Origin of the sequence: Pseudomonas sp. 3HC3 (genome assembly GCF_044904505.1) — a bacterium.
Classification (GTDB): Bacteria; Pseudomonadota; Gammaproteobacteria; order Pseudomonadales; family Pseudomonadaceae; genus Aquipseudomonas; species Aquipseudomonas putida_Y.
Genome location: NZ_JADDRH010000001.1, coordinates 230,365 through 246,761, shown reverse-complemented (window position 1 = coordinate 246,761; position 16,397 = coordinate 230,365). Strand labels below are relative to the sequence as shown.

General features: G+C 63.6%; 13 protein-coding genes and 1 pseudogene. 6 read left to right on the top strand and 8 right to left on the bottom strand.

All coding sequences use genetic code 11. The annotated features are described in order from the left end of the window. Nucleotides 1–24 precede the first annotated feature (24 nt). On the bottom strand, nucleotides 25–930 hold the full coding sequence (locus INQ47_RS01330) for a LysR family transcriptional regulator (protein WP_404700857.1): 906 nt from the start codon (nucleotides 928–930) through the stop codon (nucleotides 25–27). A 117-nt stretch (nucleotides 931–1,047) separates the two neighbouring features. Here INQ47_RS01330 and INQ47_RS01325 point away from each other — a divergent pair, with 117 nt between their 5' ends. The 3 genes from INQ47_RS01325 to INQ47_RS01315 all read left to right on the top strand — a co-directional run bounded on the left by INQ47_RS01325 (nucleotide 1,048) and on the right by INQ47_RS01315 (nucleotide 5,456). Further along, nucleotides 1,048–1,398 (top strand): cupin, encoded by a 351-nt coding sequence (locus INQ47_RS01325; RefSeq protein WP_176683302.1) that lies wholly within the window; start codon nucleotides 1,048–1,050, stop codon nucleotides 1,396–1,398. A gap of 262 nt (nucleotides 1,399–1,660) precedes the next feature. After that, nucleotides 1,661–4,078 (top strand): glucose/quinate/shikimate family membrane-bound PQQ-dependent dehydrogenase, encoded by a 2,418-nt coding sequence (locus tag INQ47_RS01320; protein WP_404700856.1) that lies wholly within the window; start codon nucleotides 1,661–1,663, stop codon nucleotides 4,076–4,078. A gap of 109 nt (nucleotides 4,079–4,187) precedes the next feature. Beyond that, on the top strand, nucleotides 4,188–5,456 hold the full coding sequence (locus tag INQ47_RS01315; RefSeq protein ID WP_404700855.1) for a carbohydrate porin: 1,269 nt from the start codon (nucleotides 4,188–4,190) through the stop codon (nucleotides 5,454–5,456). A 41-nt stretch (nucleotides 5,457–5,497) separates the two neighbouring features. Here the strand turns inward: INQ47_RS01315 and argE are convergent, their stop codons facing one another. Then, on the bottom strand, nucleotides 5,498–6,658 hold the full coding sequence (gene argE / locus INQ47_RS01310; RefSeq protein WP_404700854.1) for an acetylornithine deacetylase: 1,161 nt from the start codon (nucleotides 6,656–6,658) through the stop codon (nucleotides 5,498–5,500). Next, entirely contained in the window at nucleotides 6,651–7,328 is a 678-nt protein-coding gene (locus INQ47_RS01305; RefSeq protein ID WP_014590707.1) for a DUF1028 domain-containing protein, read from the bottom strand. The genes argE and INQ47_RS01305 overlap by 8 nt, the downstream gene beginning before the upstream one ends. 317 nt (nucleotides 7,329–7,645) lie before the next feature. Between INQ47_RS01305 and INQ47_RS01300 the strand changes: the two genes are divergently transcribed. Together INQ47_RS01300 and INQ47_RS01295 are read left to right on the top strand one after the other, a co-directional pair. After that, nucleotides 7,646–8,965 (top strand): flavin-containing monooxygenase, encoded by a 1,320-nt coding sequence (locus INQ47_RS01300; RefSeq protein ID WP_404700853.1) that lies wholly within the window; start codon nucleotides 7,646–7,648, stop codon nucleotides 8,963–8,965. Next, nucleotides 8,965–9,381, top strand: a complete 417-nt coding sequence (locus INQ47_RS01295; protein WP_014590706.1) for a RidA family protein — start codon at nucleotides 8,965–8,967, stop codon at nucleotides 9,379–9,381. Before INQ47_RS01300 ends, INQ47_RS01295 begins: the two co-directional genes overlap by 1 nt. 106 nt (nucleotides 9,382–9,487) lie before the next feature. On the opposite strand, the gene INQ47_RS01290 is transcribed toward INQ47_RS01295, so the two are convergent. Both INQ47_RS01290 and INQ47_RS01285 read right to left on the bottom strand, forming a co-directional pair. Next, nucleotides 9,488–10,228 (bottom strand): SDR family NAD(P)-dependent oxidoreductase, encoded by a 741-nt coding sequence (locus INQ47_RS01290; RefSeq protein ID WP_252459190.1) that lies wholly within the window; start codon nucleotides 10,226–10,228, stop codon nucleotides 9,488–9,490. 177 nt (nucleotides 10,229–10,405) lie between these two features. Next, a complete protein-coding gene (locus tag INQ47_RS01285; protein ID WP_404700852.1) occupies nucleotides 10,406–11,233 on the bottom strand; it encodes an amidohydrolase family protein in 828 nt (275 codons plus the stop codon). Nucleotides 11,234–11,381: 148 nt separating this feature from the next. On the opposite strand from INQ47_RS01285, the gene INQ47_RS01280 reads away from it, so the two are divergent. Further along, nucleotides 11,382–12,320 (top strand): LysR family transcriptional regulator, encoded by a 939-nt coding sequence (locus INQ47_RS01280; protein ID WP_404700851.1) that lies wholly within the window; start codon nucleotides 11,382–11,384, stop codon nucleotides 12,318–12,320. 124 nt (nucleotides 12,321–12,444) lie between these two features. On the opposite strand, the pseudogene INQ47_RS01275 reads toward INQ47_RS01280, so the two are convergent. From INQ47_RS01275 to INQ47_RS01265, 3 genes and pseudogenes are all read right to left on the bottom strand, one after another. Continuing rightward, a pseudogene (locus tag INQ47_RS01275) lies at nucleotides 12,445–14,850 on the bottom strand (TonB-dependent siderophore receptor). 67 nt (nucleotides 14,851–14,917) lie between these two features. Then, on the bottom strand, nucleotides 14,918–15,862 hold the full coding sequence (locus INQ47_RS01270) for a FecR domain-containing protein (protein ID WP_404700850.1): 945 nt from the start codon (nucleotides 15,860–15,862) through the stop codon (nucleotides 14,918–14,920). Next, on the bottom strand, nucleotides 15,859–16,371 hold the full coding sequence (locus tag INQ47_RS01265; protein ID WP_404700849.1) for a sigma-70 family RNA polymerase sigma factor: 513 nt from the start codon (nucleotides 16,369–16,371) through the stop codon (nucleotides 15,859–15,861). Before INQ47_RS01265 ends, INQ47_RS01270 begins: the two co-directional genes overlap by 4 nt. Nucleotides 16,372–16,397 lie beyond the last annotated feature (26 nt).

The following is a 16,397-nucleotide window of genomic DNA, read 5'->3' as shown; positions in this document are numbered from 1 at the left end:
TGCGGCTTTGCGCACAGCGCAACACTAATTGCCGCGTATGAGCAAATTTTCGCAAAAGTCGATGAATGCGTTTACCCGCCGTGAGCCCCGGTGGTTGGGCATATACAAGGCGTTGATGCTGCTATTGGCTGTGCCAGGGCTGGCCTGCCAGTCGGGGAAAACCCGCTGCAGGCGCCCTGCCAGCACATCGTCGCGTACCAGCCAGTCCGCCAGCAGTGCAATACCACTGCCTGCCAGTGCCGTTTCACGCAACATGTCGGCGTTGGCGCTGCGCAGTGGCCCGTTTACGTCCAGCTCCAGGCTGTCCTGGCCACAGGTCAGGCGCCAGGGGCGCGCTTTCTGCCCATAGCGAAAGCGCAGGCAGGCATGGTCGAGCAACTCCCGGGGATGCTGCAGTGGCTCACGCCCGGCCAGGTAGGCCGGGCTGGCCACCAGCCAACGCTGAAAACCGCCGAGCCGGCGGCACACCAGCTCGTCATTGGGCGAGGGGTCGCCCAGACGAATCGACAGGTCATAGCGCCCGTCAAGCAAGTCGTCCAGGCGGTCGCTGAGGTCGATGTCCAGTTCCAGCGCCGGGTGCTGCGCCAGAAACGGCCCCAGGTGCGGGGCGATGACCCGCCTGCCGAACTCCACTGGCAGGCTGAGGCGCAGTACACCGACAGGCTCCTCGCCGCGATCGGCGATGCTGGCATCAGCCTCGTCCAGTGCTTCAAAAATGCCCCGTGCCCGCTCGTAGTAACGGGCGCCGGCTTCGGTCAGGCTGACCTGGCGCGTCGAACGGTTGAGCAAGGTGGCGCCCAACGACGCTTCCAAGGCATCGACCAGACGTGTCACCGACGATGTCGCCAGCCCTAGCCTGCGCGCGGCAGCAGAAAAGCCTTGGGCATCGACAGTGGCCACGAACATTTTCATCGCCAGCAGCTTGTCCATGTTCAGCCCGTCTTCCAAAAACCGGAAAGTTCTTACAAACAGCCGGGCGGGTCAAGCAGCGCGCCCCACGGCAATAGCGTCCATAGTGAAATCAACCCAATTCCACGGAGGCTTGCCATGACCCTGAACAACCTGCTGACCGCCCTACCGCCCTGCGATCCCGCCAGCGCCGAACGTGTCGACGAATTGCTCAGCCGCCCAGGCGTGCGCGTGGAGCGTATCGTCTCCAGCGGGCAGGCAAGCCCACCCGGCTTCTGGTACGACCAGGCCGAAGGCGAGTGGATCATGTTGCTCAGGGGGGCTGCCGCCCTGCGTTTCGAGCACGAGCACCACACCCGCCTGCTGGCGCCGGGCGATTGTCTGGACATCCCCCCGCACCACCGCCACCGCGTGGAATGGACCGCGCCCGGCACAGCCACCATCTGGCTCGCGGTGTTCTATAGCAGCAGCACCCCATGGCCGGCATGAAGGGGCCACGCCTGCCCGTGCACAAGGCGCAGTTGTCACGTCGCCGTGCAAGGTTCGGCTTACCAGCAAAGCCCGAATACAAATCGAAGAGGCGTCATAAACGCCCCGTTCAATGCGCTTTTCAGCACCTTATCTATACTTTTAGTCACATCTTCGTAAGTTCAGCCCTGCGACAATCAGCCTCGCTCAATTATGTACCAACTTGTTAATTAGCAAGCTAAGGGCTTAAACTGCGCGCATTCCACCTGCTGAGATCCCTGGCATGAAAGAAACACCGCGCGCCTCTGGCGCCACACACTTCATCCTGGTCGGCCTGGGCGTGATCATCGCCCTGCTCGGCCTCCTCCTGGCTGCTGGCGGCGTCAAGCTCGCCGGTCTGGGCGGTTCCTGGTACTTCCTGATCGGCGGCCTGGCCATGGCCATCGCCGGTGTCCTCATTGCTCGGCGCAAGAAGGCCGGCGCCTGGCTGTATGCCGTGTTCCTGGTCGGTACTGTCATCTGGGCGCTGATCGATGCCGGCTTGGTGTTCTGGCCGCTGTTCTCGCGCCTGTTCATGTTCGGCGCAATCGGCATGGTCGTGGCCCTGGTCTACCCGCTGCTGGCGCGTGCCAATGGCGCCAGCGCCGGGCGCGGTGCGTACGGCGTCGCCGGGGTAATGGCCGTGGTGCTGGTGATCGCTGTCGGCAACATGTTCGTTGCCCACCCAAGCGTTGCCCCCAACGGCAAAGGCCCTGGCATGACCCCGGTCGAAACCGGCAAGGAACAGAAAGACTGGGCCCACTACGGCAACACCGAAGGTGGCAGCCGCTTCGCCGCGCTTGACCAGATCAACCGGGATAACGTCAACAAGCTGAAAGTGGCCTGGACCTACCACACCGGCGACGTCGCCATCAGTGACGGCAACGGTGCCGAAGACCAGCTCACCCCGCTGCAGATCGGCAGCAAGGTGTTCATCTGCACCCCGCACAACAACCTGATCGCACTCGATGCCGACACCGGCAAAGAGCTGTGGAAGAACGAAATCAACGCCCAGTCCAAGGTCTGGCAGCGTTGCCGTGGCATGGCCTACTTCGACGCCACTGCCGCCATCGCCCAGCCAACCCAGCCGAACAGCTCGCCGATCACCGGCGTTAGCGTACCAGCCGGTGCCAACTGCCAGCGTCGCCTGCTGACCAACACCATCGACGGCCGCCTGATTGCCGTCGACGCCGACAACGGCGAGTTCTGCCAGGGCTTCGGCAACAATGGCCAGGTCGACCTCAAGGCCGGCCTGGGTGATGTACCGGACTCCTACTACCAGCTGTCCTCGGCACCACTGATGGCCGGCACTACCGTAGTGGTCGGCGGCCGTGTTGCCGACAACGTCCAGACCGACATGCCAGGTGGCGTGATCCGTGGTTTTGACGTGATCACCGGTGAAATGCGCTGGGCCTTCGACCCGGGCAACCCGGAAGATCGCCAGGCACCACAGGCCGACAGCACCTATGTGCGCAGCACGCCGAACAGCTGGGCGCCGATGTCTTACGACCCGGCGATGAACACCGTGTTCCTGCCGATGGGTTCGTCGTCCACTGACATCTACGGCGTAGAGCGCAGCAAACTGGACCACACTTACGGCGCTTCGGTGCTGGCTCTGGACGCCACCACCGGCAACCAGAAGTGGGTGTTCCAGACCGTGCACAACGACCTCTGGGACTTCGACCTGCCCATGCAGCCAAGCCTGATCGACTTCACCAAGGACGACGGCCAGTCGGTACCTGCGGTGGTGATCGGCACCAAGGCCGGGCAGATCTACGTGCTCGACCGCGCCACCGGCAAACCGCTGACCCAGGTCGACGAAGTACCGGTCAAGCCAAGCAACATCCCGAACGAGCCGTACTCCGCTACCCAGCCCAAGTCGGTGGGCATGCCGCAGATTGGCGCGCAGACCCTGACCGAATCGGACATGTGGGGTGCCACCCCATATGACCAGCTGCTGTGCCGCATCGACTTCAAGAAGATGCGCTACGACGGCCTGTACACCGCGCCGGGCACCGACCTGTCGCTGAGCTTCCCGGGTTCGCTGGGTGGCATGAACTGGGGCAGCATTTCTACCGACCCGGTACATGGCTTCATCTTCGTCAACGACATGCGTCTGGGCCTGTGGATCCAGATGATTCCTTCGCTGAACAAAGGTGGTGCAGCATCCGGTGGCGAAGCACTGAACACTGGCATGGGCGCGGTACCGCTCAAGGGCACCCCGTATGCCGTGAACAAGAACCGCTTCCTGTCGGTCGCCGGCATTCCATGCCAGGCACCGCCGTTCGGCACCCTGACCGCCATCGACATGAAGACCCGCCAGGTAGCCTGGCAGGTACCGGTCGGCACCGTTGAAGACACCGGCCCGCTCGGCATCCGCATGCACCTGCCAATCAAGATCGGCCTGCCAACCCTTGGCGGCACCCTGTCGACCCAAGGTGGCCTGGTGTTCATCGCCGGTACCCAGGACTTCTACCTGCGCGCTTACGACAGCAGCAACGGCAAGGAAATCTGGAAGGCTCGCCTGCCAGTAGGCAGCCAGGGCGGCCCGATGACCTACGTCTCGCCGAAGACCGGCAAGCAGTACGTGGTGATCACTGCTGGTGGTGCACGCCAGTCGACTGATCGTGGCGACTACGTGATTTCTTACGCTCTGCCGTAAGACCGCGTCGCCTGCTTCGCGGGCAAGCCCGCTCCTACAAGGCTTACACCGGCCCTGTAGGAGTGGGCTTGCCCGCGAATGCCCCTCAAAGACAATCCGAGATTCTGTAATGCCATCCGCAATTCGCATCACCCCCACCCTGCTGCTGGCCCTGGCCAGCACCACTGCCCTTGCCAACGACGACCTGCTGACCCGCAGCACCCTGACCGGTGACTGGGGCGGCCTGCGTCACCAACTCGAAGAAGACGGCGTCAAGATCACCGGCGACTACAGCGGTGAAACCGCCTACAACGCCCACGGTGGCCTGCACCGCTCGGCGCGCTATTCGCAGAACGTCAAGCTGGGCGTGCAGTTCGACCTGTCGAAACTGTACGGCCTGGACAACGGCGGCAAGGTTCAGCTGACCATCAACGACCGCCGCGGTAACAGCGCCTCGGAAGACCTGGTAGGCAACCGCCTGCCGATCCAGGAAAACTACGGCGGCCTCTACACCCGCCTGACCGAGCTGAGCTACGAGCGCACGCTGTTCACCCCGGCGCTCAACGTCAAGCTCGGCTACATGGCCATGGGCAACGACCTCGGCGGCCTGGACAGCGGCATCCTGTGCAATTTCATGAACGCCGGCTTTTGCGGCCACCCGCTGAACATGTCCGGCGGCAGTGGCTGGGCCAACTACCCCAACGCCCACCTCGGTGTGCGGGTGAAGTACGACCTGTCGCCTGCCTGGCAACTGCGCGTGGCGGCGTTCAACGTTGACCCCGAAAGCAACGGCAACTCAAGCCGCGCCTGGCACCTGGGGCCCAAACACACCACCGGCACCGTGGTACCGGTAGAGCTTATCTACAAGCTGCAAGGTGAACTGCCAGGCGAGTACAAGCTGGGCTACTACTACGACAGCTCCGATGTGAAACGCATCGGCAGCGACGATGAAGTGCCCGGCCGAGGTGGCCATTACCTGCTGGTCGACCAGGCGGTGTGGAACGACCAGGCCTCCCCAGGCCGAAGCCTGCACGCCTTCGGCCAGTACTCGGCGTCAAGCAAGGCTGCTTCGCCGTTCACCAAGTGGTATGGCGCCGGCGTGGTGCTGTACAAACCGTTCGAAGGCCGCCCGAAGGATACCGTGGCACTGGGTTACGGCCGGGCCGTGCCCAACCCGCGTAGCCGCGACGTGCTGGAAGATGCCGCTTTCAACGCGGGCCAGCAGTTCCCGGATATCGACAGCGCCGAGCAGTTGATCGAACTGAGCTACGGCTACCAGGCCACGCCATGGCTGAACCTGCGCCCGGATGTGCAATACATCATCGAGCCAGGGGCGTTTTCGGGCAAAGACATCGACAACGCACTGGTGGTTGGCCTGCAGGTCAAGGCGACCTTCTGAGTCACCGGGGCCGCGCTGCGGCCCATCCACCGTCGCAACCATCAAGCCTGCTTGAGGTAGTCCACCAGCCTCAGCAGCATGGCATCGCAGCCCCGCAACTGTTCGACACTGACAAACTCATCCGGCTTGTGGCCCTGGTCCATGCTGCCAGGCCCGCACACCACGGTGGGGATGCCCGCCTGGTCGAACAGGCCACCTTCGGTACCAAACGCTACGGTACCAAACGCATCCGAGCCACTGAGCAACGCCACCAACTGCGCAGCCTCGCTGTCCTCCGGAGTCGCCAGCCCCGGATAGGCACTCAGCGGCTCCAGGCGAATGGCGCTGGCGGTATTGACCTTGCGCATACGCGGCAGCAACTCGGCTTCGGCATAGGTTTGTAGCTGGTCGGCCACCGCCTGCGCCTCGAACCCAGGGAGCGCGCGTACTTCGAAATCGAACTCGCACTCGGCCGGCACGATGTTCAGCGCCCTGCCCCCTTTGATCACCCCGGTCTGCACCGTGGAGAACGGCGGATCGAAGCGCTCATCGTGATGAACCGGCAGTGCCAGGGCATCGCCGATGTCACCCAACTTGCCAATCAGTTTCGCCGCATACTCGATGGCGTTCACACCATACGGCGCGTACGCCGAATGGCACGCTGCGCCCTGTACCTGGCAGCGCATTGCCAGCTTGCCCTTGTGCCCCAGCACCGGTTTGAGTTCGGTAGGTTCACCGATCAGGCACAGCCGTGGTTTACACGGGCGCTGTTCGAGGGCAGCCAGCATCGAGCGCACGCCCAGGCAACCAACTTCTTCGTCATAGGAAAATGCCAGGTGTACCGGCATGCGCAACGGCTGGGCAAGAAAAGCGGGCACAGCAGCCAACACCGAGGCGATAAAGCCTTTCATGTCGGCCGTGCCGCGGCCATACAGGTGGCCGTCACACTCACTCAGGGCAAACGGCTCGACCGTCCAGGCCTGGCCATCCACCGGCACCACATCGGTATGGCCAGACAGCACCACACCGCCAACATCCTTGGGGCCGATGGTGGCGAACAGGTTGGCCTTGGTGCCCTCTGGGTTATGGAACAGCTCGCATTCCACTCCCAACTCGGCCAGGTAATCACGGATAAAACCGATCAGCGCCAGGTTGGAGTCGCGGCTCACCGTGGCAAAGCCGATCAGCCGGGCCAGCAGCGCGCGGCTGGCAAATTCACTCATCGCCCGGCACCCCATAGCTTGGCGCGGCGGTCGGGTTGAGGGCGCGGGTAACGTAATCCTGCATCTGGGGGCGATAGGCTTGCCACAGGCCATCAAGCACGCCGATCGGGTCACTATCGGCCCAGTCGACGCGCAGGTCCACCAGCGGCCAGGTCAGCTCGCCCGCAATCTTCAGCGCTGCCGAGTGCACGGGCCCGGCTTCGCCACCCGCTGCCATCGCCGCGTGCATGGCTGCCAGCAGGCGATCGGCCAGGTGGCCACCGGCCTGCTCGAAGGCCAGCACCATGGCTTCGATCACCTGGGTCGAGGACAGCAGGTTGCCAGCCGCCGCGCATTGTTCGCCGGCCACTGCATGGTGCGTGCCCAGTGCTTCCCGCCCGGTGAACAATGCCACCTGGCCGTGACTGTCGATCACCGTGACCTGGCGGTATTCACTCCAGCCATTGGCACTGAGCACCCTGTCCAGCGCAGCGGCAGGCGGTAACTGGCCATGCTCCAGGGCATCGAGAATCTGCGGGCCCAACGCCGGCAGGGTGATGTTCTGGGTAGAGACCGCGCCCACACCGGCACGCACCCAGGGGCAACGGGCACCCACGGCGATGCTCGACGAGCTGATGGCAATACCGACCTGGCCGGTTTCCTGGCAACGACCGATGATGGAGAACGTCATGTCATGGTTCCTGTTGTGCTGTGCGATACACGGCATTCTGAGTGGAACCTTCGGGTGGGCGAAACGACCTTTTTCCGAGGGGGTAGGCAGGAAAAAACTATGCTCAAGGGCCCGATCTCTGCACCCGCTCGAAAAACCCTGTCACCCACCCGGGCAACCCACCCCACAGACCAGAGAAATCAAGGCCTTCGCCGTTTTATCGGCAAGCACCAGCTAAATACTATTTTCGCCATTTCCACAGCATCCCTAGTCTGGCTCCAGGCAACGGCGGTCCTCCAAACCGACCTGACAATAACCGCCTGAACAAGGGCTCGGACATGACACTGAACAACCTCGAAATCGACACCCTCGTCGTCGGCGCCGGCCAGGCCGGCGTGGCCATGAGCGAACACCTGAGCAAGCTTGGCGTGCCGCACCTGGTACTGGAGCGCAACCGCATCGCGCAGGCCTGGCGTACCGGCCGCTGGGACTCGCTGGTCGCCAACGGCCCGGCCTGGCACGACCGCTTCCCGGGGCTGGAATTCAACCTCGACGCCGATGCGTTCGCCGGCAAGGACCAGGTGGCTGACTACTTCGAGCAGTACGTACGCAAGTACAACCTGCCCGTGCGCACCGGCATTGAAGTGAAGCGCGTGGTGCGTAACAGCGACCGCCCAGGCTTCACCATCGAAACCAATGAAGGCGTGATTCGCGCCAACCGCGTAGTCGCCGCCACCGGCCCGTTCCAGAAGCCAGTGATCCCGGCCATCGCGCCGAAAGACAGCAACCTGCACCAGATTCATTCCGCCGCTTACTTCAACCCAGAGCAACTGCCTGAAGGCGCGGTGCTGGTGGTCGGTGCCGGTTCCTCCGGCGTGCAGATTGCCGAGGAACTGATGCGCGCCGGGCGCCAGGTGTACCTGTCAGTCGGCGCCCACGACCGCCCACCGCGTGCCTACCGCAACCGCGACTTCTGCTGGTGGCTGGGCGTACTGGGCGAGTGGGACGCAGAAATTGCCAAGCCCGGTCGCGAGCATGTGACCATCGCGGTCAGCGGCGCCCGTGGTGGCCACACCGTGGACTTCCGCGCCCTCGCCCACCAGGGCATGACCCTGGTCGGCCTGACCCAGTCGTTCGAAAACGGCATAGCGCGCTTCCAGGACAACCTGGTCGAGAACATCAACCGCGGCGACGAAAACTACCTGGCCCTGCTGGACGCGGCCGATGCCTACATCGAACGCAACGGCCTGGACCTGCCGCTAGAGCCCGAAGCCCGCCAGCGCCTGGCCGACCCGGAGTGCATGCGCAACCCGCTGCAGCAGTTGGACCTGGCCAAGGCCGGCGTCAGCAGCATCATCTGGGCCACCGGTTACGGTGTGGACTTCAGCTGGCTGCAGGTAGACACCTTCGATGCCAACGGCAAGCCCCAGCACCAGCGTGGTGTGGCCCGCGAACCGGGCGTGTACTTCCTCGGCCTGCCGTGGTTGTCGCGCCGTGGTTCATCGTTCATCTGGGGGGTGTGGCACGACGCCAAGCACGTCGCCGGCCACATCGCCACGCAGCGTACCTACACCGCCTACCGCGACCGCGAGCAACGCGCCGCGGATGAGCAGCAAACCGCCAAGATCAGCAATATCAGCACCCTCGGAGCCCACTGATGCCTACCCATACTCGCATCCGCATGTTCAACACCAAGGAAACCTACCCCAACCAGACCCTGGACAACGACTTGTGCCAGGCCGTGCGGGCGGGCAATACCATCTACGTGCGCGGCCAGGTCGGTACCGACTTCGAAGGCAAGCTGGTCGGCCTGGGTGACCCGCGCGCACAAACCGAACAGGCGATGAAGAACGTCAAGCAACTGCTTGAAGAAGCCGGCTCGGACCTCTCGCACATCGTCAAGACCACCACCTACATCACCGACCCGCGCTTCCGCGAGCCGGTGTACAAAGAGGTGGGCAAGTGGCTCAAGGGCGTGTTCCCGATTTCCACCGGGTTGGTGGTGGCCGGGTTGGCCCAGGCCGAGTGGCTGATGGAGATCGACGTGATCGCCGTGGTGCCCGATCAACAATGATCGCAGGCCTGAATGGCGGGTGGTGACTGCCACCTGCCGTCCAGCCACGCCTGGGTTGCTTGTGCCGCAGCGTGCAAGCGCTGGGGTACTGGCACGCCCAGCCCATTCAGTAGGTCGCCCTCCCGCCGCTGAGGTCGAACACAAAGCCAGTGGTAAAGCTGCACTCAGGCCCGGCGATCCAGCTGACCATGTTGGCGATCTCCTCGGCCTTGAGGAAGCGCCCCATGGGGATCTTGGCCTTGCTCGCGGCAATGTGCTCAGCCGTCATCTCGGCCATCAGCGGCGTCTCGACCATCGCTGGTGCCACGCAGTTGAGCAGCACGCCATCCTGCGCCAGCTCCTTGGCCGCCGCCTTGGTGAAGGCGATGACCCCGGCCTTGGCTGCCGAATAGGCCGAGATGTACTGCACACCCTCCTTGCCGGCCATGGAGGCGATATTGACGATGCGCCCGTAGCCGCGCTCACGCATGTGCGCGATGGCGGTGCGGCAACAATAGAACACACCGTTCAGGTCGATGGCGATGACCTTGTCCCAGGCCTCTGGCGGGTACTCCCAAGACGCCACCACCGGGCCGTTGATGCCGGCATTGTTGACCAAAATCTGCACCTGCCCCAAACGCGCCAGCGTCGCGGCAAAAGCTGCCTCCACCGAGGCCAGCGACGACACATCCACTGCCTGGCGCAGCACCGGCTCAAAGCCGTTTTCCGTGCTGTTCCAGCCATCGACGGTAAGGTCCCAGATCACCACCTGGGCGCCGGCGACATGCAAGCGGCGGGCAATCGCCAGGCCGATGCCACGCATGCCACCGGTGACGATAGCGGTTTGGCCTTGCAGGTACTGGCTCATTGTTTAGCTCCATTTTCGACAGAAGAAATATCCGGCAAGCGACGCAGGTCACATGCCCTTTGGGGCAATATCCGATACGATCCTCCAGGCCATGGAGGATGCCGCCCGGGACGGGTGTTCTGTTCAGTGTTCATCACGATTGCGCGCTTGTTGTTGGAATGGCAAACAACAGAAGGGCTAGGCAAACCCGAACAATCGGCGAGGGGTGTCCCACATCACTGTGCGGCGCAGCCGGGCATCCGGCATCAGGCGCTCGGCCAACTTCAGCAGCGGGCCGTAGTCCACCCGCGCGGGCTGGCGAATGAACGGCCAGTCCGAACCCCACACACAGGCTTGGGCGCCAAAGGCTTCGAGCAGGGCCTGCACGTATGCACTGCTCTGTTCGAACAAGGCATCCGCTGCGGCAAACTTCTGCATGCCTGATAGCTTCACGCAGGCGCGGCCACTGTCGGCCAGTCGCAGCAACGCCTGGAAGCCGGCTTGCTGCACACCGGCAGCGGCATCCGGGCGGCCGCAATGGTCAATCAACAGACGAGCCTGTGAGCCTTGCAGCAGGCCGTGCAGGTCCAGCAACTGGTCGTCACACACCTGCAGTTGGGCGAACATGCCAAGCTCGGCGAGCTTGCCGAACAGCCCGTCAACGCCCTTTAGGCTGGCTACTCCGTAAAGCGCGGGGTTAAAGGCGATACCCACCACGCCTTGCGCCTGCAACGCCGCCAGCGCATCGAGGTCGACGTCCGCCTTGACCACCGCCACCCCCTTGAACCGCCCCTGCCCGCTGGCCAAGGCATGCAGCAGGCAGCGGTTGTCGGTGTGGTAGCCGCTATTGGGGCCCACCAGCAAGGCATGTTGCACGCCGTAAGCGTCCATCACTCGGGTGAACTGCGCCTGGGTGGCGACCTCCTGGCCGGAGGGCGCATAGGGTGCATAGGGGTGATAGGGGAAACGGGCGGGGTCAAACAAATGGTTATGGCAATCGATTTTCGCTTCGTCAAATATGTTCACGCAGCACTCCCGTCAAGCGCCACTGCGCTTGCCTGCAGATCTTGTTATTGTGCGCCACAAGGGCAGTTAGGCTGGGGTTCACAATACTGTGTGGCCGGTTTTGACGCACATACCCAGATGGCGAAAACCATAACCAAAGGTAATACACATGCTGCTTGGCAACGAAGGCGCAAACGCAAGCCCCATGCTGTTCAAGCTGCGGCACATGGAAGTGTTCAGGGCGGTGATGCTGACGGGCTCGATCAGCGCGGCGGCCAAATTGCTGTATGTGTCGCAGCCGGCGGTGAGCAAGCTGATCCAGTACATCGAAGCGCGCCTGGCCTACCCGCTGTTCGAGCGCGTCAACAACCGCCTGGTGCCGACGGCCGAAGCGCAGGTGCTGTTTCGCGAGGTCGAGCGGGTGTACCAGGCAGCGTTGCAGGTCAACGAATGCGCACTCGCACTGGGCGCTGGCGGCCAGCGCAAGTTGCGTATCTCGTGCAGTGCATCGTTGTCCACGGTGGTGATCCCGATGGCTCTGGCCCAGCTCAAGCGTGAATCACCGTCGCTGAATATCGAGTGGCAAACCTCGCTGATGGGCGAAATGCCCAACCAGATCTTGTCGAAGAAGGTCGACCTGTCGATAGCCGCCCTGCCGGTGGTGCACGACCACCTGCATTCACAAGCATTCATGCGTGGACGCATGGTAGTGGTGATGCCGCCGGGTCACCCTTTGGCCGGTCAGCCCGCGCTGACCTTGCAGCAGCTGGAGGGCCATGCGTTGCTGCTGTTCCGGCCCGACATGCCGTTTGGCGAGCTGTTGGCCGAACACATCGGGCGCCGCGGGCTACAGCTGAAATCACTGTTGTCGTTCACCAATGCCAACGAGGCTGTGGCGTTGGTCAAACAAGGCATGGGCATCAGCGTGATCGACGAGTTCGTTGCACAGGACAGCGGGCTCGCGGTGGTGCCGTTGGCCGATGATATTCACTTCGATATCAGCTTCGTCTATTCGCGCTTCGAGCCGCCATCGCATGCAGCGCTGCAGTTGATGCGGGTGTTGCAGGGGCAGGCGCAGAAGCTGGGGCGGGCGCTGACGCCGGGCTGATCATCTACGCAACCGCCCCCTGTGGGAAAGGTTTCAGCCGCAAACACTGCCGAAGCCGGTGCAATGCATCGAGTCGGCAGATTCGCGGGCATGTCCGCTCCCGGTGGGTATACAAGGCTTCAGTTTAAAAGCCGACCGTGGCCGAGAGCAGATAGGTCCGCGGCGTAGACAGGGTCAACCCCGGCTCACTGTCATCCGACGCCCCCGCCGAGCTCCAGTAGCGATCATCCAGCACATTCTCGACACTGGCCCGCAAGGTAACCTCGGTGGCGTCCACCTTGAAGGCATACCGTGCCCCCAGGTCATAACGCTCCCAGCCGTCGATCCGCTTGCTGTTGTTCTGGTCCAGGTACTGCGAGCTGGAGTGAATGCCGCGCGCTGTTAAGGTCAGGCCGTTCACCCCTGGCACGTCCCATTCAGCCCCCAGATTGACGTTGTATTCGGGCGTGGCCGGCGCACGGTTGCCATCGTAGGCGCCGCCGACGGTGTCGGTCAGCTCGCTGTCGATATACATCAGCCCGCCCAGCACCCGCACGCCCTGCACCGGCTCACCGAACACACTCAGCTCGATGCCGCGGTTGTCACGTTTGCCATTGGGGCCGAATACCCGCGAGGCGGGGTTGGTCTCGTAGGCAGGCTGGCGAATGCGGAAGGCGCTGGCGGTAAAGGCCACCTGGCCGAGGTCGTACTTGGCCCCCACTTCGATCTGGCGGCTGGTGAACGGCGGGAAGATCTGGTCTTCGTTGATCGAGGTCGACGGGGCGATCTTGCCTTGGCTCAAGCCCTCCATGTAGTTGGCGTACAACGAGAGCTGATCGGTGACCTTGAGCAATACGCCCCCAGAAGGCGAGACCTTTTCTTCGTCATAGCCCGTATCGCCTTTGACGCCGTCGCTCCAGTCATCCACCTGCACCCGTTGCCAGCGCGCACCCAGGGTCAACAGCAGGCGGTCGTCAAAAAAGCCAAGGGTATCGGCCAGGGCCACGCCGGAGAAGCGGTTTTCCGTGTAGACCTCGGGGTCGAGGCGGGTTGGCGTAGCGGGTGTCGGTGCGGCCACCGGGTTGTAGAGGTTGCTCGGCGCCGATGCATAGCGCGCACCGCCGTTGGTGAAGTCCATGTAGTAATAGCTGGCGGCCAGGTTCAGCTCGTGGCTCACCGGCCCGGTATGGAACCAGTGACGCAAACCGGCCATGGCGGTACGCACCGACTCATCCCGGGTAAAGTCACGCGGCTGCACGGTGAAATCGCCGGCATCGTTGGTGATCGACACGTTATGGCGCAGGAAGTCGTGGTTGCTCTTGCGCGCGCCGACCGCACCATAGGCCAGCAGCGACTCGCTGATATCGTACTCGGCGTTCAGCGCACCGAAGGTGTCGTTGGTACGCGCCTTGCTCCAGGCCTGGGCGTAGTTGTGGCGTACATCATTGGCATTGGGCACCTTGGCATTGGCACCGACCAGCACACGCTCCTGCGGGGCGTCGGTGTCGCGTTCGGTGTGGCCAAGGTCTGCCGAGAGCCGCAGGCGCTCGCCTCGAAAATCCAGGCCCAGCACCGCCATTTCGCGGTCGACGCGCTGGTGATCCCATTCGGTGTCACCGGCCTACTTCACGCCATTGAAGCGCACGCCGAACTGCTGGTCTTCACCAAAGCGACGGCCGATGTCCACTGCGCCGCCAACCTGGCCGGCCGAGGCGTAGCTGCCGGTGAATTCGGTGATCGGCTTGTCAGCGGCTCGCTTGGGCTGCACATTGATACCGCCGCCCACGCTGCCACGCGGCGAAATGCCGTTGATCAACTGGCTGGGGCCTTTGATGATGTCGACCCGGTCAGCCATTTCCATGTCGATCGAATACGTCGGCAAGATGCCATACAGGCCGTTGTAGGCCACATCACTGTTGAACAGGCTGAAGCCGCGAATGGTGAACTGCTCGAATCGCCCGCCCGCCGGGTTGGTCGCACGCACTGAAGGGTCACTGGCAATCAGTTCGCCCAAGGTGCGCGCCTGTTGGTTCTTGACCAGGTCGCTGGTGTAGCTGGTGATGCTGAACGGGGTTTCCATGAAGTCGCGCGAACCGAGCAAGCCTTGCGCCCCCTGGCGTGCCACTTGGCCACCGGCATACGGCGGCGTTTCGTTGCCTGCGGCCAGGCCGCCGACGATGCTGGTGGGGGCGATTTCCAGAGCGCCACTGGCCTGGGGGGCTGCCATCAGGGTGAAGGCCCCCTCACCCACCGGTAGCGCCTGCAGGCCGCTACTGCGCAGCAACTGGCTGAAGCCTTCATCGACACTGTAACGACCGGACAAGCCGTTACTTTGCCGGCCCTCTACCAATGCCGGGTCCAGTGAAAGGCTGACACCGGCCTGGTCGGCGAAATGGGTCAAAGCGGCACCCAGGCTGGCTGGCGCTACCTGGAACGTACGCCGGGCCGGCTCATCGGCCCAGGTGGGCGCACACAACAGCAGGCTCATCGCGAACAATGGATGTGCTGCGCGCGCCAGTGGGCGCAGGCGGCAAGATTTTACTGCAGGCATTGAACAAGGCTCCCCTTTTATTTTCTCCTACCGGTAATGACCGGCGAGTGAAAAAAAGGGGACAGCCTCATGCTCGATTTTCTCGTGCGGTCAGGCTCACCCAATAACGCGTGCGGGTCTGCACCTGCAAAGGCAGGCTGGCGGCGAGCAGGGCCAGCACCCGGTCGGTGTCGTCAAGGCGGAACGTGCCGGTCACACGCAAGCGCTCCAGTTCTGGTGCCCAGCGCAGTACGCCGGGGCGGTATCTGCGCAGTTCGTGCAGCAACTCGCCCAACGGGCGGTCGTCCAGCCGTAGTGCGCCTTCGCGCCAGCCCAGTTGCCATTCGTCGAAGGCTTTGACGGGGCCAACGCCGGCCGCCTGCAAACTGGCCTGTTGGCCGGCCTGTAGCATCACGGCTGGACCACGCAGCGGTTGCAGGCTGACTGCACCCTTGATCGCCGACACCCGGCAGGCCTCATCAAGCAGGCGCAGGCACGCCTCGCCCTCACTGACCACCACCCGGCCGTAAGGCACCTGCAAGGTGAGGCTCAGGTTAGCGGGCACGCTGACGGCCACTTCACCGCGCAGCAGTGCCACGCGGCCTGCCCCCAGCTGGATATCGACCGCACTGTCGGTGTTCAACTGCAACAAGGTGCCGTCGCTCAGCAGAGCCTGCCTACGCTCTCCTACTGCGGTGCGCATGTCGGCGGTCCAGGCATCCAGCGGCAGCTCACGGCTCACCAGCCAGGCCACCGGCAACAACACCGACACACCCAAGGCTTGTTTAAGCAGCGCGCGACGACCGGCATCCGGGCGGTCCAGAGCGGCCATCGCCAATGCGCCGGGCAACCCGGCAAACCGCGCTCGCAGCAGCGATGCCTTTTGCCAGGCGTCTTCGTGCAGGGGACTGCTGGCGCGCCATTGCGCCAGGCGCAGCAGGTCAGCTTCGCTTGCGTCGCCAGAATCCAGTAGTGCCAGCCAACGGGCCGCAGCACGCAGCGCTTCGCGGGTTTCTGGGGAGTGGGGGCTCATTGCAACTCGGCCAACAGGCAATGTTCGTAAGCCTGCGCCATGTAGCGTTTCACCGAGCGCTGGCAAACGCCCAGGCGCTGGCCAATCTCGGCGTAGCCCAAACCTTCCAGCTGGTGCCAGAGAAAGGCCTTGCGTATCGCCGGCTTGAGGCCGTCGAGCAATTCATCCAGTGCCTGCAGGGTTTCCAGCAGTACCCAGCGCTGCTCTGGCGACGGCACGTGTTGCTCGGGCAACTGCGCCAAGGCATCAAGGTAGGCCTGCTCCAGGCTACGTCGCTGGTGGAAGTTGCTCAGCAGGCGCTTGCCGACGGTCAGCAGATAGGCGCGCGGTTCGCGTATGTCTGCCAGCGGCTGGGCGCTGGCCAGAATGCGCAGAAAAGTATCCTGACTGAGGTCGGCGGCATCCCAGGCATTGCCCATACGCCGGCGCAGCCAGGTTTCCAGCCAGCCGCGATGCTCCCGGTACAGGGCAGGCAGGCCAGGCTCCGGTGGCGGCGCGGCGTCGATCATGAGGTGGGTCCTGCGGCGGAGTAAAT